General features: G+C 43.6%; 16 protein-coding genes. 10 read left to right on the top strand and 6 right to left on the bottom strand.

What is annotated here, in order from left to right:
- Positions 1-95 precede the first annotated feature (95 nt).
- From gltS to EXA13_RS04480, 5 genes are all read right to left on the bottom strand, one after another.
- Positions 96-1,322, bottom strand: coding sequence for a sodium/glutamate symporter (gene gltS, locus EXA13_RS04500; protein WP_238132093.1), 1,227 nt, complete (start codon positions 1,320-1,322; stop codon positions 96-98).
- A gap of 567 nt (positions 1,323-1,889) precedes the next feature.
- The gene (locus tag EXA13_RS04495; RefSeq protein ID WP_238132191.1) at positions 1,890-2,783 is read right to left on the bottom strand and encodes a L,D-transpeptidase family protein; all 894 of its coding nucleotides are present in this window, start codon (positions 2,781-2,783) and stop codon (positions 1,890-1,892) included.
- 19 nt (positions 2,784-2,802) lie between these two features.
- Positions 2,803-4,230: a deoxyribodipyrimidine photo-lyase gene (gene phrB / locus EXA13_RS04490; RefSeq protein WP_238132092.1), complete on the bottom strand. Its 1,428-nt coding sequence runs from the start codon at positions 4,228-4,230 to the stop codon at positions 2,803-2,805.
- Complete coding sequence (locus tag EXA13_RS04485; RefSeq protein WP_238132091.1) at positions 4,227-5,042, bottom strand: MerR family transcriptional regulator; 816 nt, start codon at positions 5,040-5,042, stop codon at positions 4,227-4,229. The genes phrB and EXA13_RS04485 overlap by 4 nt, the downstream gene beginning before the upstream one ends.
- Complete coding sequence (locus tag EXA13_RS04480) at positions 5,032-5,985, bottom strand: YbgA family protein (protein ID WP_238132090.1); 954 nt, start codon at positions 5,983-5,985, stop codon at positions 5,032-5,034. The genes EXA13_RS04485 and EXA13_RS04480 overlap by 11 nt, the downstream gene beginning before the upstream one ends.
- A 359-nt stretch (positions 5,986-6,344) precedes the next feature.
- On the opposite strand from EXA13_RS04480, the gene deoD reads away from it, so the two are divergent.
- From deoD to sstT, 10 genes are all read left to right on the top strand, one after another.
- Positions 6,345-7,061, top strand: a complete 717-nt coding sequence (gene deoD / locus EXA13_RS04475; protein WP_238132089.1) for a purine-nucleoside phosphorylase — start codon at positions 6,345-6,347, stop codon at positions 7,059-7,061.
- A gap of 23 nt (positions 7,062-7,084) precedes the next feature.
- Complete coding sequence (locus EXA13_RS04470) at positions 7,085-8,554, top strand: lactate dehydrogenase (protein WP_238132088.1); 1,470 nt, start codon at positions 7,085-7,087, stop codon at positions 8,552-8,554.
- 245 nt (positions 8,555-8,799) lie between these two features.
- Positions 8,800-10,287, top strand: a complete 1,488-nt coding sequence (locus EXA13_RS04465; RefSeq protein ID WP_238132087.1) for a hypothetical protein — start codon at positions 8,800-8,802, stop codon at positions 10,285-10,287.
- A complete protein-coding gene (locus tag EXA13_RS04460) occupies positions 10,268-11,851 on the top strand; it encodes a diguanylate cyclase domain-containing protein (RefSeq protein ID WP_238132086.1) in 1,584 nt (527 codons plus the stop codon). Before EXA13_RS04465 ends, EXA13_RS04460 begins: the two co-directional genes overlap by 20 nt.
- Before the next feature lie 246 nt (positions 11,852-12,097).
- Complete coding sequence (locus EXA13_RS04455) at positions 12,098-12,862, top strand: PilZ domain-containing protein (RefSeq protein ID WP_238132085.1); 765 nt, start codon at positions 12,098-12,100, stop codon at positions 12,860-12,862.
- Between the two features lie 582 nt (positions 12,863-13,444).
- Entirely contained in the window at positions 13,445-14,362 is a 918-nt protein-coding gene (locus EXA13_RS04450; protein WP_238132084.1) for a DUF368 domain-containing protein, read from the top strand.
- 155 nt (positions 14,363-14,517) lie between these two features.
- Positions 14,518-14,946, top strand: a complete 429-nt coding sequence (locus EXA13_RS04445; protein ID WP_238132083.1) for a hypothetical protein — start codon at positions 14,518-14,520, stop codon at positions 14,944-14,946.
- Positions 14,943-15,533 (top strand): SCO family protein, encoded by a 591-nt coding sequence (locus EXA13_RS04440; RefSeq protein WP_238132082.1) that lies wholly within the window; start codon positions 14,943-14,945, stop codon positions 15,531-15,533. The genes EXA13_RS04445 and EXA13_RS04440 overlap by 4 nt, the downstream gene beginning before the upstream one ends.
- A gap of 1 nt (position 15,534) precedes the next feature.
- Entirely contained in the window at positions 15,535-15,984 is a 450-nt protein-coding gene (locus EXA13_RS04435; protein ID WP_238132081.1) for a copper chaperone PCu(A)C, read from the top strand.
- Positions 15,985-16,352: 368 nt separating this feature from the next.
- Entirely contained in the window at positions 16,353-17,567 is a 1,215-nt protein-coding gene (sstT, locus tag EXA13_RS04430) for a serine/threonine transporter SstT (RefSeq protein WP_238132190.1), read from the top strand.
- 78 nt (positions 17,568-17,645) lie between these two features.
- On the opposite strand, the gene EXA13_RS04425 is transcribed toward sstT, so the two are convergent.
- Positions 17,646-18,824: a tetratricopeptide repeat protein gene (locus EXA13_RS04425; RefSeq protein WP_238132080.1), complete on the bottom strand. Its 1,179-nt coding sequence runs from the start codon at positions 18,822-18,824 to the stop codon at positions 17,646-17,648.
- Positions 18,825-19,076: the final 252 nt, after the last annotated feature.

Below are 19,076 nucleotides of genomic sequence, written 5' to 3'. Positions count from 1 at the left end.
AAAATAAAAAGGAGCGTATTCGCTCCTTTTTGAGGATAAGTCGATCACTTGAAATTTCAGACCTACAGGTAAAAATTTCACAACACAATGTGTGGTTAACCGATTATCGTAATGTATCCTTGTAAAATAATCAGGTTCACAATATCGATAAAGAAAGCACCGACAATAGGCACCACCATAAACGCTTGCGGTGAAGGACCAAAACGGTTGACGATCGACCCCATATTCATCACAGCCGTTGGCGTTGCGCCTAAACCAAAACCACAATGTCCTCCCGCAATCACCGCTGCATCGTAGTTACGGCCCATCACTTTAAAGGTGACATAGTAAGTAAAAAAGGCCAGCATCACCGACTGCACCGCTAATATGAGTAAAAATGGAATCGCCAAATCAAAAATATTCCACAATTTTAAACTCATTAATGCCATCGCAAGAAAGAGTGCTAAAGAAACCGTACCCAACATGTCTACGGTTTCTGCATCAACTTTACGCACTTTTGTCACTTCTAACAGGTTGGTGATCAGCACGCCAATAAACAGAGCATACACAAAATCAGGAATCATCAGCCACGGAATATGAAAAGTACTGACCCATTGCTCGGTATACTTTGCTCCCGTCACACAGATCAGCAGAAAAAACAGGTTCTCAATCACTGTTTTAGCGGTCACACTGTCTTCTTCATTCTCGTTATAAGTCACCACTTCAGGAAAGCGCTCATGCGTTCTTGAACCTCGACCATATTCTGACTCAAAGTTATGTTTATCGACCAAACGTTGAGCCACTGGGCTACCAATGATGCCGCCAATAATAAGCCCGAATGTTGCCGACGCCATGGCGATTTCTAACACATTATCTAGCCCATACACATCGTGAAATGTTTGTGACCATGCTGCGCCAGTTCCATGACCACCAGACAACGTAATAGAGCCAGCAATAAGGCCCATCAGTGGATCCAACCCTAATGCACTGGCTAAAGAGATGCCGATAGCATTTTGAATGATGATATAAAATGAGGCGACCGCTAAAAAGATGAAAACTTTAGCGCCCCCTTTAATCAATTGAGTGTAGTTTGCAGCCAACCCCACTGTCGCAAAGAACATCAACATAAAAATGCTCTGCAACGGAAGCTCAAAGGCCAAATCGATACCATTGAAGTGCAAAATGGTGATGATACAAGCGATAATTAAGCCACCGACAATAGGCTCTGGGATATTAAACTTGTTTAAAATTGGTAGCCGAGCATTCACGAAATGCCCAAGAAAAAGAACACTGATGGCCACCAAAAAGGACTCCAGTGCCCCGATAGAAATCAAATGATTCATATAACCTCATCGTTTTTATTCTCGTCATCCTCCGTGATGATTGAGGGTTAATTGAGTAATTTGTTCACGGTTATCGCTGACTAAAAATAAAGTACTCTATACGTGACTGATGCGCCTGAGGCTAAATTAAAGGGGCTACTAAGCGATGTTTTAGTACGCGACATTTCCCCAAAAATGTAAAAGAGCACCTTCAAGTGAAGAATGGGGCTCCTTTTGCTATGAGTACGCACGATACGGTCATGTCTGCACCTATCAATTAGGCTCCTTTTTTACAACACACATCACCTTTGGCCTTGAACAAAGTTTTCCGTTACCACAAAAAAAGAGAGCGCTGAAAATAGCGCTCTACCCCTAAGATTTACTTGTCTCCATTGTAGTGAAACCACTCTGACTCACGGAAAAAATAACGAGCCGAACCTAGGGAAACACTCAAGTTCTCAATAGAGGTTATTGTCATAACGAAAACCGATTGTAGCATATTAACTGACATTTACGTTAATTATGTTATTTTCGTCTAATTATTAACCAGACAATCAGTCTGTTATCTGGCTTAATCTGACCTCGCAACTACGGTGTCATCTCATGGCTTAGCGGTGCGACCACCTCAACAGGAATGCCATTTTGAGCCAAAATTACCGCACGAGCTCTTGCCTCAGATTGATTAAATTCATTCAACCACCACGTTAATTCGATGGGTAAATCCAATATTTTCTTACTCCCATCACTACGAGTTAACGGCTCATGCGCTTCAATAAAGACGCTACGATCAGCCTCTAAGGTGACTTTAATCGGTTCATTAATGACTCGAACTTTCATGCCTCGATCTGCTTGTTGAAATAACCACTCAATATCTTCGGGTTCCATACGAATACATCCGGCACTCACTCGCATACCAATGCCAAAATCCTTGTTCGTACCATGAATCAAATACTCGCCTGAACCATACGCCAAACGCATTGCGTATTCTCCAAGTGGGTTATTCGGCCCAGCAGGCACAACCGTCGGCAATTCTACGCCTCGCTGCAAATATTCCTGCCGAATGGATTGAGGTGGCGTCCACGTTGGGTTGGGTCGCTTCTGGCTGATGTAGGTTTCCATTTCGGGAGTATCTCGGCCAATTCGACCAATTCCTACCGGAAAAATGTGAACTTGACGCAGTTCCGGTTGAAAGTAATACAGCCTCAGTTCTGCCAAATTAATGACAATACCTTCGTATGGCACGTTCGGTAGGATAATTTGTGAGGGAATGGTTAACACGCTATCTTCTGGAGGAAGAAAAGGATCGATGCCTTTATTGGCCGCCATGAGAGCTAAGAATCCCACATCATATTGCTGAGCAATCCCCGCTAAGGTTTCTCCTTTGTTGACCATATGGTATTGCATCTGCCCCACCAAACGACTGCCTTCTTTAGGAAACTCATACACCGCAGCCTGCCCAACCGTTGCATAACTCCACCACATCACCAAAAGTATCCACCAATTACGCAATGCGATTCTCCCTCTCTTTGGCTTCTTTATATAAACGCAAGGTTACTTCTCTTTGGGCTTTATGATCAACCATCGGCGAGGGATATAACAAAGAGTTCACCGCAGGTGACTTCCACGGCGTATGAAGATAGACGAGGGGAACCTTAGCCAATTCAGGGACCCATTGGCGAATAAATTGCCCAGTTGGGTCGAATTTTTCGCCTTGAGTGATCGGGTTAAAAATACGAAAATAAGGCTGACCATCACATCCCGTTGATGCACACCACTGCCAACCGCCATTATTGGCGGCATAGTCTCCATCAATCAAATGGCGCATAAAATACGCTTCCCCCCAGCGCCAATCAATATGCAGATCTTTAGTTAAAAAACTTGCCACTATCATTCTCAAACGGTTGTGCATCCAACCAGTCTGTTTGAGTTGACGCATGGCTGCATCAATAATAGGAAACCCCGTTTGCCCTTCACACCAACGTTCAAATGCCGCACGATCATTCTGCCAAGCAAGTTTTGCTCCCCAAGAGTGAAAATCTTTTCCTTTAGAAAGCTTAGCTTCAAATGCCACTAAGTGCTGATAAAACTCTCGCCAGATGAATTCGCTTAACCACACCTCAGCCCCTAAAGACAGTACACCTTCCTGTGATAGAGCATAGAGCCGAGCAAGGCATTGGCGAGCAGAAAGGGCACCAATGGCGAGGTAGGCAGAAAGACGGCTCGTGCTTTCTTGCGCAGGATAATCACGCAATTGATGATAGTTCTCTACGCTATGTTGGCAAAATTGGCGAAGTTGCTGGCGGATGGAATCAAAATCTGCTGCCCATGCCTCGCTCGTCAAACGCGGGTAAGTAAAAGGCTGCGCTTCGCTCCACAAATAATGACGAAAGGACTCTGGCACTGTCATTTTTTGCGCAACAGGCGTGGTTAAAATAGTGGGTGGGGTAAACTGAGTGAGCCATGCACGTTTAAACGGCGTAAAAACTTTAAAGTACTCACCTTGCTTGGTCAGCACTTGGCCCGGTGGAATCACACACTTATCGTCCAATGCGAGCCAATCTATCGCTTGCTCCGTCAGCCGTTGCTGCGCCAAACCATCCCGTTGTTGCTCATTATATTCATACTCACGATTGACTAAGACTTGGTCAACACCTAGCCCTTGAGACAAGATTGCCACGGCATGAGCCGCTTGGCTAAAATCCCCACATTCCATATACAGCAGCGGCACATTTAACTCAGCCAATTCTTGTTGTAATGCACATAAGCGTCGATAGATCAAATCCGCCTGAATAGGAGCAAGATTCTGTTGCTGCCACTGGTTTGGCGTTGCAATATACAGTGCATACACGGGCTGAGTGCTGGTAATAGCATAGCGTAAAGCCGTATTATCCACTGCCCGTAAATCTCGTCGCAACCAGACCAGTTTCATTGACTCACTTCCTGTTTGACTAGCGTTGCCAACACCTCTGAGAAATAGATAGGCTCAGAAAATTGAGGTTTAAGCTCCGATAGCGCCTTACGTTGGTTATCCGGTAAATTACGATAAGAAAATAGTGCCAATATCGAGTAACGGGTATTTCCCTCATGGCCGACAAGCCCGCTAATATCTTCCACCTCTTCAAGAAAAGTCACGTTATATCCTTTCTCAGCCCAGCCAACAGCCCATAACCAAGCCAGCACATTGCCACAATGCTCAAAACTGATACATAAACCGTTTCCTTTATGGGCGGCTTTATTTTCTGCCTCAAGAATGCTCGATAACTTACTTAACATCACACTGTTAAATAGCCCTTTTTGCAAAGAACGGAGTGGCCCTTTCACCTTTTCAAGTGCATCAATAACGGGAAGAACCAATTGTTTTTCTACAATATCTAAAGGATATTCTTTCATTACGGTCGCAAGTACATTTGCCGCTTTCCCTCTGTTCAACTGCGCGAGAGCATCGAGTAACAGCTGACACTCTTGTAATTCTGTTGCCGCCTCAAATGACAGTTCAGCCCCGGCAGGTTCACTGATCGGTAATAACGGGCCTACTTTTCCAATGGAAACCCCTTTTAACAACCAACTTTGTATTTGACGAATCGTACGAATATCTTGCTCGCTGTATAAACGGTGCCCCTTTTCGGTACGCTGAGGCTGTATTAAGTTATAACGACGCTGCCAAGCACGTAACGTAACCGGTTTTACCCCAGTCATCTCCGACACTTCACGAATAGCGTAACGATGTTCTTCACAATCCATAACGTAATTTCAACTCCTGAGGATGAGGATTCAGATAACTTTGCTGGCTAAGATACGCATCAGGATACATAGACAGATAATGTTTGATTAAGGTTAAAGGCGCTAAGAGTGGTAATATTCCTTGCCGATATTCATCAATCACTTGAGCCAACTCGGCTTTCTGCAGCGAAGTGAGTGAACGTTTAAAATAGCCTTGCACATGCATAAGTACATTGGTTTGATTTTTTCGACTGGCTCGAAAGGTTAACGCCTGCATAAGCCCTAACCGATATTCTTGAATGAAGGCATCAACCTCATAGTGAGCCACCTTCGAAACTAACCGGCCAAGATACTGATAAGAAAGAGGATGATGAGCCATGAGTGTCAACTTATAGCGCGAATGAAAGTCCACCACCTTACCCGCCGTTGGGTGGCTTCCTAAGCTGTGATAAAAATCATGCAAACAAAATACGCGAGTGATGAAGTTCTCCCGCAAAATCGGATCATTCAGTCGCCCATCTTCTTCTATTGGTAGCCATGGCATACGTTTTATCAATTGCTCGGTATACAAACCAACCCCATTTTTCTCCGCACCATGCTCACGGTACACTTTGACTCGTTCCATTCCACACGTTGGAGACTTGGCACAAACGATGTAGCCACAGAGCGCTTGAGAGGCAAGTTGATCGATTTTTTGCTGCGAATATTGTAATAAAGCCTCGGTGTGATCACGGCTCGCATCTTTTGTTTCCACTAAAGCAATACGCTGCTCATCCGCTACTAAACGAATAGTGGGACGTGGAACGGGCAATCCCATGCCCACTTCCGGACAAACCGGTACAAAATCAAAAAATGAGGCTAACTCTTGGGTGACAAAATGGCTGACTTTGTGTCCCGCATCAAAACGTACTCGCTCACCAAGTACACAGGCACTGATGCCCACACGAATGAGGTTAGATGTCATATTGCCCCCTTACGATCCAAGAGTAAGTAACGAAACCATACAAGTAGGTTGTACATAAAATTTTCTTGTACAATGTATAGCACACGCTTTAAAAGTTATACAGATTTATTTATTGTATAACACAATTCCTTTTCCATGACTCAATACGCTGCAGTGATAAAAATGGCTAAGCGAATCGGTTGCGTTACCAGTTCCAACACATATAGTTATCAATAGAATGAAATAATCACCACTAGCTATATTTTGTGACCTATATCTCACGAGCCATTGGTATTGCTCGCTACTATTGCTTCAACCGATTTTTATTCGTCAACATGATTAGTTATTATGTTGACCTTTCAACTTTTGGAGAACAACGCATGCCGACCCCACATATTAATGCACAGCCAGGTGCTTTTGCTGACACGGTGCTCATGCCTGGCGATCCTTTACGCGCAAAGTTTATTGCTGAAACTTACTTAGAAGAGGTCACTCAAGTTTGTGATGTTCGCAATATGTTCGGATACACAGGGTTATATAAAGGCAAGAGGGTCTCGGTAATGGGGCATGGGATGGGCATTCCATCATGCAGCATTTATGTCCATGAACTGATTGCTGAATATGGCGTAAAAAATATCATTCGAATTGGTAGCTGTGGCGCAATTCGTGATGATGTGAAACTAATGGATGTGGTCATAGGAATGGGAGCTTCTACCGATTCCAAAGTAAACCGTATCCGCTTTAACGGCCATGATTTTGCTGCAATTGCCGATTACGATCTGCTTGAAACCGCAGTAAATCAAGCGAGAGCGCACAAAGTCGCCGTTAAAGTCGGTAATGTTTTTTCCGCTGATTTATTCTATACCCCAGAGCCTGAAATTTTTGAAAAGATGAAGGGCCTTGGTATTTTAGGTGTTGATATGGAAGCGGCAGGTATTTATGGAGTAGCAGCTGATCTCGGTGCCCGTGCGCTGACCATTCTGACGGTTTCGGATCACATCCTACGTGGCGAGAAACTCAGCTCAGAAGATCGCCAGAAATCATTCCATGAAATGATGCAAATCGCACTGGATACTGCCATCAACATCGATTTTTAATTTTATACCCCGAGGGGGCGATCGTGCCGAATGACCAATTACCGCTGGCGGCTGAAGGTTTACAACTCAACTTTTGTAAAACATTGGCGTGTAACAACTTTGGCTTGAGCGACGCAAAACATTATGTTTTGCAGCATGCGAACCCGAAACGTCCAACGATGGTTTGTCGTGAATGTGGCGCTTTCCCCCCCTTACTTAATAACAACGACGTACTGAATGAGCTCCGGCGCCTTCGTCAATTACATAGCGATGGGTTACCCGCATGTCGTAATACTGACTGTACTCATTTCGGCTTATCCGTTCACACGCATAAACAGCTTTATCATGCCTTTGGTTACAGTGGCGATCGTCAACGTTATCGCTGTAAAGCTTGCCAGTCGACATTTGTTGATAAATGGTCAGGGGCAAACCATAAACTCTCATTGCAAGAAAGCCTATTAGGGCTACTGTTTACTGGATATTCGGTTCGAGAGATCTGCCGAAAACTCAAGATCAACCCAAAAACGTTTTATGACCATGTTGAGCATATTGCCAGCCGTTGCCGCCGTAAATTAGCCATGATTGATGCTCGTTGGGTAAATCATGCTCACTCGTATCAACTTGCTTCCCACTTTACCCCTTTGCAACCGCTCAGTAATAATGGGGCTTTATGGATAGCGACTGGTGATGCCAAAACTGGCTATATTTTATGCCAACATGTTAACTATTCCGCGCATGAAGAGGCGCAACGTACCGGTGATCATGATCCTTATCAACTCCCAGCTCGCTTTGTTCCTCAAGATTACTCTTCTGAATCAAATTTACCGATGCCGACTCCCTCTTCTTTATTGAGAGAACGTATTGATCAAAAATATCAAACCATTTTGGCAAGAGGGAATGTGGAAGACCCAATGGGCAATCTCACCACCTTTCACTATCCATCAAAAGGAGCATTAATTCGGCCGCCATATACCGCTTATGCTCATTATCTGCATGTATTAGACTTGTGTTCCACCGACAACCATGTCTCTTTATTTATGCCTCAAGATCCATTACTACGCTCCGCCGCACTCAGTGTGTGCTTACCGCGTATTCGCCAGCAAACCATTGACCTCATGTATGTAGAAGAAGATCACGATTGGCAAGCGACTGGACCTTTTACGCGCATTGATATTGTCTTGATGGGGTGGTGGCGTGATCGCTGGGCGATTGTCAATCAGCAACACGCCGCAAAAGGAATCTGTTATCTTGCAGGGGCTCATCCCTCACCACAGCATTGGCTCCCTATTGCCAGTACTCGCCAAATTGCATTTTATCAACAACGATTTCAATTGCTGTTTGAATCGCTCATCAATGAACCCAGAAGAAAGTTACGCCCAGGAGGCATTCTGCCTCTCTTAGACATTTTCCGAGCTTGGCACAATTTATGTTATCAAGATAAACATGGTTTTACCGCCGCCCAAAATTTAGGCGTGACTCAGCAACCCTTAACATTGAAAGAACTACTCTCTTAACGATCACCGTTGTCAATCGTCAAGGTAAAGGGCTCATTCCTTTTTCTCCCCCTTGAGTTTTCTCGGTGAAAAATGTGAACCAAGATCAATAACTGTCGTAACCAGTGGTAAATAGGCGTAAATTATTGTCATATAACCCTAAGCTTAGATTTGTACTTGAGTCACCTCACAATGCCTATTAGGGCGCCTAGCAAATTTGGCCTCTTGATCATCATTATCAGCATGGTATTGGCAAGGACAACCACTTGGATAAACATCAACACCTTCTCGAACTTGAGCTTGAACAACTAAAAAGTCGTATAGAGTCCGATCATCAGCGCGTCATACACGCAGCTGAGCGGTGCTTATCTCAAGCCAAACAGTTGAATTTTGCTGATGGTATTCTCCAATCACACATTATTATTTCGCGCTGTGCTTGGTGCAAAATGGATTATCGGTTAGGTCTCAAAACCATTAAACAAGCACTTTTGTATCAAAATAGCCTTGAAAGCGATGACTATCTACCGGAAATCCTCCATATACATGCCCTCCATTTTTGGGGGCAAGCAAAATACTACACAGCCCAGCAGTACTGGATTAATGCGCTAGAGCAAGCCTCTTTAACCGATGAGATTGAAATCATTATTGAGAGCTTAATTGGGTTAGGCAATGTCTGGCGAATAACCCATGAATATTCACAGGCCTGCACCACTCATGAATTAGCGGTGAATGTTGCCAATAAAACTCGAATTCATTGGTTGGAAGGCAAAGCACGAATTTTATGGGCTTGGGACCTCTACTTGCTTAACCAATACCTAGAAATGCTTTCCGTACTCGATGGCGCTGAAGAGGCCTTACATGAGCATACAGATAATACTTGGCAGGCCGAAGTTTGGGACTTTCGAGGCTTGGCACTACTCGGACTAGAACGGCTAGAAGATGCAGAACAAGCGACCCAACGGGCCCATGAGCTTGCAGAACAACATAATTTAGTTTGGATGAAAGCGCACTCCTACATCAGCCGAGCTCGGCTTGAATTGCTGCGTAAAAATCACCAAAAAGCGACACAGTTACTACTCTGTGCCGAACAATCCGCACAAATCTTTGATAACGGCGAACTGTTATCACAAATTTGCTTTCAACAATCACTGGTTGCTGAAGAACAAGGGGATGATCAAAAAGCCCTAATCGCGTTTAAAAAATATCGCCGTTTTTCTTTAACCATGCTGCGCGAGCAAACGTCCCGTCTTGGTCTCGATCGTGCTCATGTCTCTAAACGTCAACTTGAACAACGCGCCCATAAACTCATTCGCCGTGTCCGTAGCCAATATGAGTACAACCCAGAAAAACACCTATCCCATGTTGTTGCAGAAAGCTACTGGTGGGAACAGTTGATGATGTTTAAAGCTGAGCTACAAAATAGTAAGCATTCTGTGATGGTGATTCATCATGAGGATCCGCATTATCTAGATATCTGTACTGAGCTTATTCATACTTTGTGCGCGCAACACGACTTACTTTCTCGTTTAAGCCCAACTCGGCTCGGTTTACTACTGGCTGAAACGGGCCATTTAGCCGAACAACTTAAACAAACGATCAATAATATGATTGAAATTTATCCATGGCAGCGTAAAGGATTTAGCGACTCTCTGCCCGCCATCACGCTGCAAGACATTTTAAGTTTCCCTTTTACTCTAGAGCAGCTCGAACAACTTCAACCACAGGATGAACACCATGGAAGCGCTGCTGAATAAAATCCAAGAAGCGGGGTTGGATGTCACTTCTGTGAGTGGAGAAGAAGCCATTATTTTTTGGCATCATGTCCAACAACATATCGCAAGTAATGCCGAAGAGCAGGCTCTGTGTCTGACGCTAAGTGCAGAATATCGCACAGAGATAAAACAAATCGCAAAAAGTATCCAAGAACTCCGCAGTGCTTTAGCTTTGTTGTCAACAAGTAAAGATATTGAGTTGGTACTCACTATCAAGCAAAGCCTGAGTGAAAGGTTGGTTGAATATGGCGAATATACCGCGGCATTAAACGAGTATATCTCCACCTCAAGCTTGGCAGTAGAACACGGCTATATTGATGATTATGCCCAAGCCGTACTGGGAATGGGAAACTTATGTGATGCCTATGGAGATCACCATCGTGCCTTACGCTATTACCAAAAGGTCGATGCTCTCGACCATGCGTTAAATAGCCGCTCATTACGTTTACGATACAAGCTCTATATGTCAGCTTGCCACTTGCACCTTAACCAATTTTCAGCAGCGCAAGCCATACTCAGCGACTGTGAAGCACTAAGTATCCTCGTTAATGACAAAACCTTGATCGGGCAAATTTTACTCTATCAAGCCAAATTATATCGCCAACAAGGCCAACGTGAGAAAGCCATTCATACCCTAACCAACGTTCAGTACGTTAGTGGCAATATTCACTCTGTTTGGTTGTTTAATATGGTACGAATTGAACAAGCCTATTGTTTGCTGGAACTGAATAAAACCCATATTGCAAACCTATTGCTTAGCGCAACAGAAAAGCGGATACCGCTATTAAAAAATGTTTCTATCTTAGAACAAAGCCTCTATACCGCCTTTAGTGAAGTCTGCGCTCGCCAAGGCAACTATTCCCTCGCGCTCCATTATGAAAAAAAAGGATTTAAGATTGAATCTGAACTCGTCAAATCCATACCAATCAGTGAACTAGGTGCCCCCCAATTACGACGACTGGCTCGTTTTGAACCTCAGCTCAAGCTCATTTTATCGGAACAAGAAAACAGAGAGCTCAAAGAAGCCACAGAGCACCAACGAAATACGGTCGCTCAGTTGCAACAAGATGTTTTGACTGATCCACTCACTCAATTGCATAACCGACGCTGGCTCGACATAAAATTGAAAGATCTTCTCCATAACGAAATATCGTTTGCTTTTCTTGTCGTGGATATTGACCACTTCAAATCGATCAATGATGAACTTGGCCATTTAGTAGGAGACAAAGCCATCATCCAAGTTTCATCAACATTAACAGACTATTTCAAACGCTACTTTGCTTCTTGTGTGCGTTTTGGTGGCGAAGAATTTTTGGTGATATTGGAAGGATGTACCTTAGAGCAATCGGCACAGCATGCAGATACCTTTCGTGAATGTATTGCAGATCTAAACTGGCAACCCATTTTAGGAAAACGGCGACTCACCGTAAGTATTGGTATTACGCTGCATCGTGATGGCGAAAATACCCAACGAACCTTCTATCGTGCCGATAAAGCCCTTTATCGAGCAAAGGCCAATGGCCGAAACCAAATTTGTACAGAGTAAGCGCGTTATCGTTATAACGCGCAACCTAATATTCCGAGAATTCATCCCTTTAGATACAAAACACAATTGAAAAACGCCCAATCCAATCATAAAATCAATCAATAAAAAACATTGAATACTAAAATGTTATGAATGGTATTCCTTCCCCATCACCATAAAGACACATGTAAGACTCACTACCCCATCGAAAAACGGAAGGTAGGTATAGACGCACCCAATATTCTCGCAGCATAGACAGGAGAGATTATGCGCGCATCGTCAATGGCAACACACACATCCCTCGGCAGCTCTATGCTTTCCTCAAGCAGTAAAACCGTGTCGACCATCAATAGTGTCGATGCCTTAGCAATGGTAGAACACGGCAGTGAATTAACCTTAAGTATCACCACCCCAGTTGGCACTAAGTTTCTATGTAAAACCCCCTTTATCGGCACACACTCTAATACTTACCTGCTGATTGAGATCCCCCAAATTTCAGCTGAAGATTTACACTATTTTTTCCAAGAAGGGTTTTGGATCCACATTAGAGCAATTTCTCCACGAGGCGAAGGGGCGATGCTGTATTTTAGAAGTCAGCTACTGCATATTTTGCACGATCCTATTGCTTTAGCGATGCTATCTATCCCAAATACAATGCAAGTCACCCAACTACGTAAAGAACCACGTTATGAAGTCAATTTATCAGGAAAAGTGATCTGCGAGCAGGGAAAATCAGAATGTGAAGTGCGAGACCTATCAAAAAGTGGCTGTCGCTTTCTTACCGCCCCACTAGGACGACATCTTCAGATGGATGATCACGTTGCTATCGAAATTTTTGCAGATAAACGAGGGAGTAAATTTTTTGCCCCTCTAATGGGAAGAATTTGTAACCTCCAACGTTCCACCCACTATGCTCGTTATGGGCTCGAATTTAATGAACAGGGGCGAGAGAATGCGAAAAATTTACTCGGAAAGCTTAAATTTAATGGTACAAAACTCACGTTGAATATAGATCATATGGTTAAAGAATAAGCCATAAACAACGGAAAATACATTGTAAAACACGAGAGGGTGGTGAGCTGGAGCACCATATTAAAGCCAGAAAAAGATAAGTCTAAAACTGATAAAAAAGAGCCAATCGCAATAGGGCGATTGGCTTATATTATGTGTGAACAAATTTCTATTCACTAACAACGTCAGTTGGCTAGGTGACCCTCGGCTTTAGTAAGGGTCAATAAACCTTAAGCACTTAACATACCAACTTATAAAAAACCCACAGAAAATAATAAAATTTGGAATTAACCTCTAAAGTTAACTTTTAAAATATAAAATATTGGTAAAAAAGAACAAAAATTATGGGAAGAGCATTTTATTACTCTTTTCTATTTTTCTCCTTTCTATGGTGATATAGGGCAGCCATCCTGTAATCAACCTCTCACCCCAGTGATCTAATTGCAAAATAAAATTGCAAAATGCAAAATGCAAAAAAGTACTGATTACTCAAATAATTGCAGCCATAGGTAAGACGGGATAGCACAACAATCAAGCAAACACTTTTGAATCTATGTCTGCTATACTGCGCGACTTCTTATTTAACATGATGTTAGGTGTGCAATGAATTATGTAAGTACCTTTTTCAAAGGGATAGCCATGGGAGCGGCTGATGTTGTTCCGGGCGTGTCTGGTGGGACCATTGCCTTTATTACTGGTATTTATGACACCTTACTGGAAAGTATTCGGCGTATTAACCCCAGCTTAATTCCCTACTGGAAACAACAAGGCATACGGGCAACTTTTCAGCATATTAATGGTGGCTTTCTTCTCGCATTATTCGGCGGAATATTTACCAGTATCATCAGCTTAGCAAAATTTATTTCTTGGCTATTAGCCTCTCACCCCATTCCGACCTGGTCATTTTTCTTTGGCTTAATTCTTATTTCGGTCTGGCATATGTTGCAGCAAATCCAGCAACGATCACTTTCCCGCTGGTTAGCTATTGGGCTCGGTGTGCTATTTGCTTATACCATCACCGTCCTTAAACCTATCGATATGGAAGTCACCCACCTCAATATGGTAATCGCTGGAAGTATCGCCATTTGTGCCATGATTCTACCCGGAATTTCGGGCAGTTTTATTCTGTTATTGCTTGGTATGTATACTCCCATTCTTAATGCTGTAAAGGCCTTACAAGTCGATTTCCTTGCTTTGTTTCTTGTCGGATGTGTTATTGGGCTAACCAGCTTTTCTCATCTTCTCTCTTGGCTTTTAAAGCACTATCGAGATGTCACACTGACTTTTCTCATTGGGTTGATGCTCGGTACGCTGCCTAAAATCTGGCCTTGGAAGCAAACCATCAGTTGGAGAACGAATTCTCACGGAGAGCAAGTTCCTCTGACTCAGCAAAATTTATTACCATTTGATTATGAGCAGATCACCGCTCAGCCAACACAATTCGGCCTTGCGATTTTTTGCATGCTGTGTGCGGTGTTTCTTGTCCTTGGACTTGAAAAATTTGCCTCTCGCACTCGCTAAATCATCAGCAATCCCCTCCCTTCCCTAATAGCCACACTGTTGGGGAAGGAAACCGCCTCAGAATTTGACTCATAACACATTTCTCTCTTATTTCCGGCCTTCGTCTATTTTCATTATGTTAACATTCTGTGTTTGTTGTCACGGATTGCCATACCATGCATACGGTTATTAAGCTGATACTCGCCGCGCTTGCCTTGCTCACAGGGTTTTATGCAAGCGATCTCATTCAGTACTGGCGAACCAATACCACGCCACAAGAAACTCCTCACTATTGCCCACTCTCGACTCAACCCTGCCAACAGAAAGGGGTCAGTATGACGTTAACTCAAGATATCGTTCAGCCTTTAGTGGCAACTACTCTGGTGGTTGAATGGCCGAACGCCCAAAGTCAACAATTAACGCTCACTTTGCAAGGATTAGAAATGGAGATGGGAACCATAAAATTTCTGCTGACAAGAAAGGCTGAAGGCTCGTTTCATGGCGAGTTAATGCTCCCGGTTTGTACCATGCAAGGCATGACTTGGATAGGAATGTTAACCGATGGACATGCCAGTGTTTATCTTTCAGTAAGGATGGAAAAATGAGTAAAAATTGGTCACTTTTTTTTGTGGTCGTTTTCGCCTTTGGCTTTGGATTGAAAAGTTATTGGGATACCCAACCGACTCAACCGCCCCTCCCCTTTGCCCAGTCTACATTAACCGAACATCCACTCATCGCTCACTTATTTGATACTCATGATCCCCGAATTCGTATTGTGTATTTCGGTTTTACTCGCTGCCCCGATGTCTGCCCGACTTCGCTAGCCATGCTCGCAGGGGCTCTCCATCAATTCAATGAACAAACGCAGCAGCAACTGCGCCCTATTTTTATCTCATTGGATCCAGAACGCGATACACCACAAGCAATCGAAACTTATGCCGCCTATTTTCACCCTCAGATCGAAGGGATTGCGCTTCCTTTCGATCTGACTCAAGTATTGGCTGAACGTTATGGGGTTCTTTTTCAAAAAACAGACCTCCCCAATTCTGAATTAAAATACACCCTCGACCATAGCTCCTACTTTTATTTTCTAAAACCAGATGGCACGTTAATCACCCAAGTTCCACATACCAATACCCCAGCCCCCATTGTGGCGGCGATAAAAGAAGTCATAACCACTGAAGGAAAATAAGATGAAATATCGTCTATTTATTTTAATCGCCAGTTTGTTCACCACTTATACCTATGCCGATGATAGCTTAATGATCAAAGAGCCTTATGCGCGAGCCACTCCCCCAAATGCGCCGACCAGTGCCGTCTTTGGCACCTTAATCAACCATAGCCACAACGATCAGTATATTGTGGCTGTCTCCAGCCCTGCTGCGGGGAAAATCGAATTGCACGATATGATTAAAGAAGGTGAGATCATGAAAATGCGGCAAGTTGAAACATTGAAGGTGCCAGCACAGGGTTACCTAGAATTAAAACCGGGCAGCTTCCACATTATGCTATTTGATCTTCAGCATCCCTTTACCGAAGGGGAAACGATCACTCTCCAACTGCTCATGAAAAATGGCCAATCCCTCTCATTTAAAGCACCTATAAAAAGAATTATGGCAAGCATGCCGCCACACCCTCATTGATAAGCAGGGGGGATTCCCCCCACCCAATAAAACATTCACCACCAAAGACAGAAAATGCAAAATCATTCAACTAAATCATAAACTAGGTTTTTTTACGCAAAAACAACCACAAGTTGTTAACGTTTATTTAAATTTGAGCTGCATTTCACCCTTCTTAGTAATTTTTTATGCTTGTTATCAATAAAACCTAGACACATTGTTTGGTGACGTTAATATTGGCTACGCTCAGCCATGTTTCTACCGACTTGGTGAACGCTCACTGGCTGTGCCACCCAAGGCACTTGATGGTACAAGGGTTAATGACCACGTTGCTGAAGTTTCTTGGGGATAACTATAAAACAAAATTCATTTTCATCGCAGGGATAACTATGCAAAGCAACTCTATTTTTGCCCGTTTTGCTCGTGGAAACCTGGTGTTACAGATCTTAGCCGGTATCATTTTTGGTATCGCATTAGCGACTGTTTCACCAGATAAAGCACAAAGCGCAGGCTTAATCGGTAACCTTTTCGTCGGAGCACTTAAAGCGGTTGCCCCCATTCTCGTTTTTATTTTGGTCGCAGCCTCTATTGCTAATCAAAAGAAAAACCAACACACCTATATGCGCCCCATCGTCGTGCTCTACCTTTTTGGAACTTTTGCTGCCGCGCTCACAGCCGTTGTGCTTAGCTTTATGTTTCCAACCACTTTGACACTGGTTTCAGGCGTAGAAGGTTCCACCCCTCCACAAGGCATTACCGAAGTTCTACAAACCTTACTTTATAAATTGGTCGATAACCCCGTAAATGCTCTGATGTCAGCCAACTACATAGGTATCCTTGCTTGGGCCATTGGCTTAGGGCTCGCACTTCACCACGCTTCGGCAACGACCAAATCGGTATTTGAAGATCTCAGCCATGGGGTGTCGCAAATTGTACGCTTTATTATCCGTTTGGCACCGTTTGGTATTTTTGGTTTGGTTTCATCAACTTTAGCCACCACAGGGTTCGATGCCCTAGCGGGTTATGCTCAACTTCTTGCGGTCCTCCTTAGCGCCATGTTGTTTATTGCTTTAGTCGTCAACCCATTCATTGTCTTTACGAAAATAAAGCAGAATCCATACCCTCTTGTTTTCCAATGCTTGCGTGAGAGTGGTGTCACTGCCTTTTTCACCCGATCCAGTGCAGCCAATATTCCCGTTAATATGGCTTTATGTGAAAAACTCAAACTCGATGAAGATACGTACTCTGTGTCTATTCCATTGGGCGCGACCATTAATATGGCAGGTGCAGCGATTACCATTACTGTATTAACTCTCGCTGCCGTTCATACAGTGGGGATTGAAATTGACTTATTGACCGCTTTATTGCTCAGTGTGGTTGCCGCGATTTCAGCCTGTGGAGCCTCTGGTGTTGCGGGGGGCTCGCTGCTCTTAATTCCTCTTGCATGTAGCCTGTTTGGTATCTCTAATGATGTGGCAATGCAGGTTGTTGCGGTTGGCTTTATCATTGGAGTTATCCAAGACTCCGCAGAAACGGCACTCAACAGCTCAACGGACGTTGTCTTTACCGCAGCGGTTTGCCAAGCGAAACAAAATCAAGCGTAATCAACGGGTAACGTAACGTCTTACGATACAAAACGGCCCGATTCATATCGGGCCGTTTTCATTGCAAAAACTCAGTTCTTATAATGGCTTATGCTTATCCATTGCTGTTTGAGAAAAGTCTAAGACTGGAGGTTTAGGCTCTTGTTGCGAAACCTCAGCGAGATTGTCTTGCTCATCCGCTAACCAATCTGCTTCCTGCTCACACTCAGTCACTGGATCTAAGATATCCTCATCCTCTAACTCTTCCCCTTTATTCGGCACTGGTACAGCGCGTTTATACAGCTTATTTAACGCTCGAATAATCGAGTGTTTATTCACGGTGGAAGCCGTGATTTTTTTCTGTAATGGCTTTGCTAACGACTGTAAACCCACCACGGAGTCCACTCCGATTTCACTGCCAATTTGATCGCGTAATCCTTTTGCTGGCCCATAGCCAAAAAAAGCCGAAAGAAATAACCAAATATAGGCAATAGCATTACCATTTTGCCCGCGAGCCACCCAAGCTTCTCCTGCATGAAACATAGCTTCTGCATGACCTTTTTCTGCAGCACGTTCTAACCAATAACATCCTTTACCATGATCTGCAGAAATTCCCACACCATGCAGATAATTCATCCCCAATTTCATCATCCCTTCAAGGCTATTTAACTTCGCAGCCTTCGCAAACCAAAAGGTTGAATCACTGGGTGCAGGGGCAATATTATCTTTAGAAACACACCAATCTCCCATAAAGATGATCGATTCAATGTGTTGATCTTCTGCCGCTTCTTGAATCAAAGAGAGGCCTTTAGATACATCGGTCTCGACGCCTCGCCCATAAATGAGTGCCAGTCCTGTTTCAAACTTTGCACTCAAGTCACCTTCAATTGCACGAATAAATAGCTGCCAAAATTTCGCTTTTTCTCTGAGAATCATATCATCACGCGCTTTTTCGCAAATGCGCACAATACCGTACATTCCATTTACATTGTCTAATTGTGCCGCCTTCTCGTACCAAAATAACGCTTCTTTTAAGTTGGTTCGCTCAGCTTCTTTGGCTAAATACAAAATTGTAGGAACATGCCCCGATTCCGCTTTAAACAAACGTTCTTTACGTTCTTGTTCACGCGTCCGCTCAAGTGCTTTCCGATATGCTTCTTCTCTGGCTTTCTTCTCTGCTTCCAAACGCTTTTTCCGGATCGATAATGAAATCATCCAAACAAAAATCAGGATAAGAGAAAGCCCTGTTGCACCAATTGCCATACCAATGGTATTCATATCATCTCTTTTTATCTGCGGCTCAATGTACACTCAATGATCTGTTTTTATACAGATATCCCTAAACGATTTGCAACGACAGCCTCAAACCGAAGGAGACAACACTGGATACAGTTTTACCCTTTAACTCACTACCTGCAAGCTTACTGTATAACCACGTATTCCCCAATCGATTCCCCCTTTTCTTCATAAAGAATTTGCACTTCATTCAGTAAGAAAAAATGAAAATGATGGCATAGTGAGCATATTGCC

This window comes from Vibrio cincinnatiensis (genome assembly GCF_022113815.1).
Lineage (GTDB): Bacteria > Pseudomonadota > Gammaproteobacteria > Enterobacterales > Vibrionaceae > Vibrio > Vibrio cincinnatiensis_A.
This window is presented reverse-complemented; position numbering and strand designations above follow the sequence as displayed.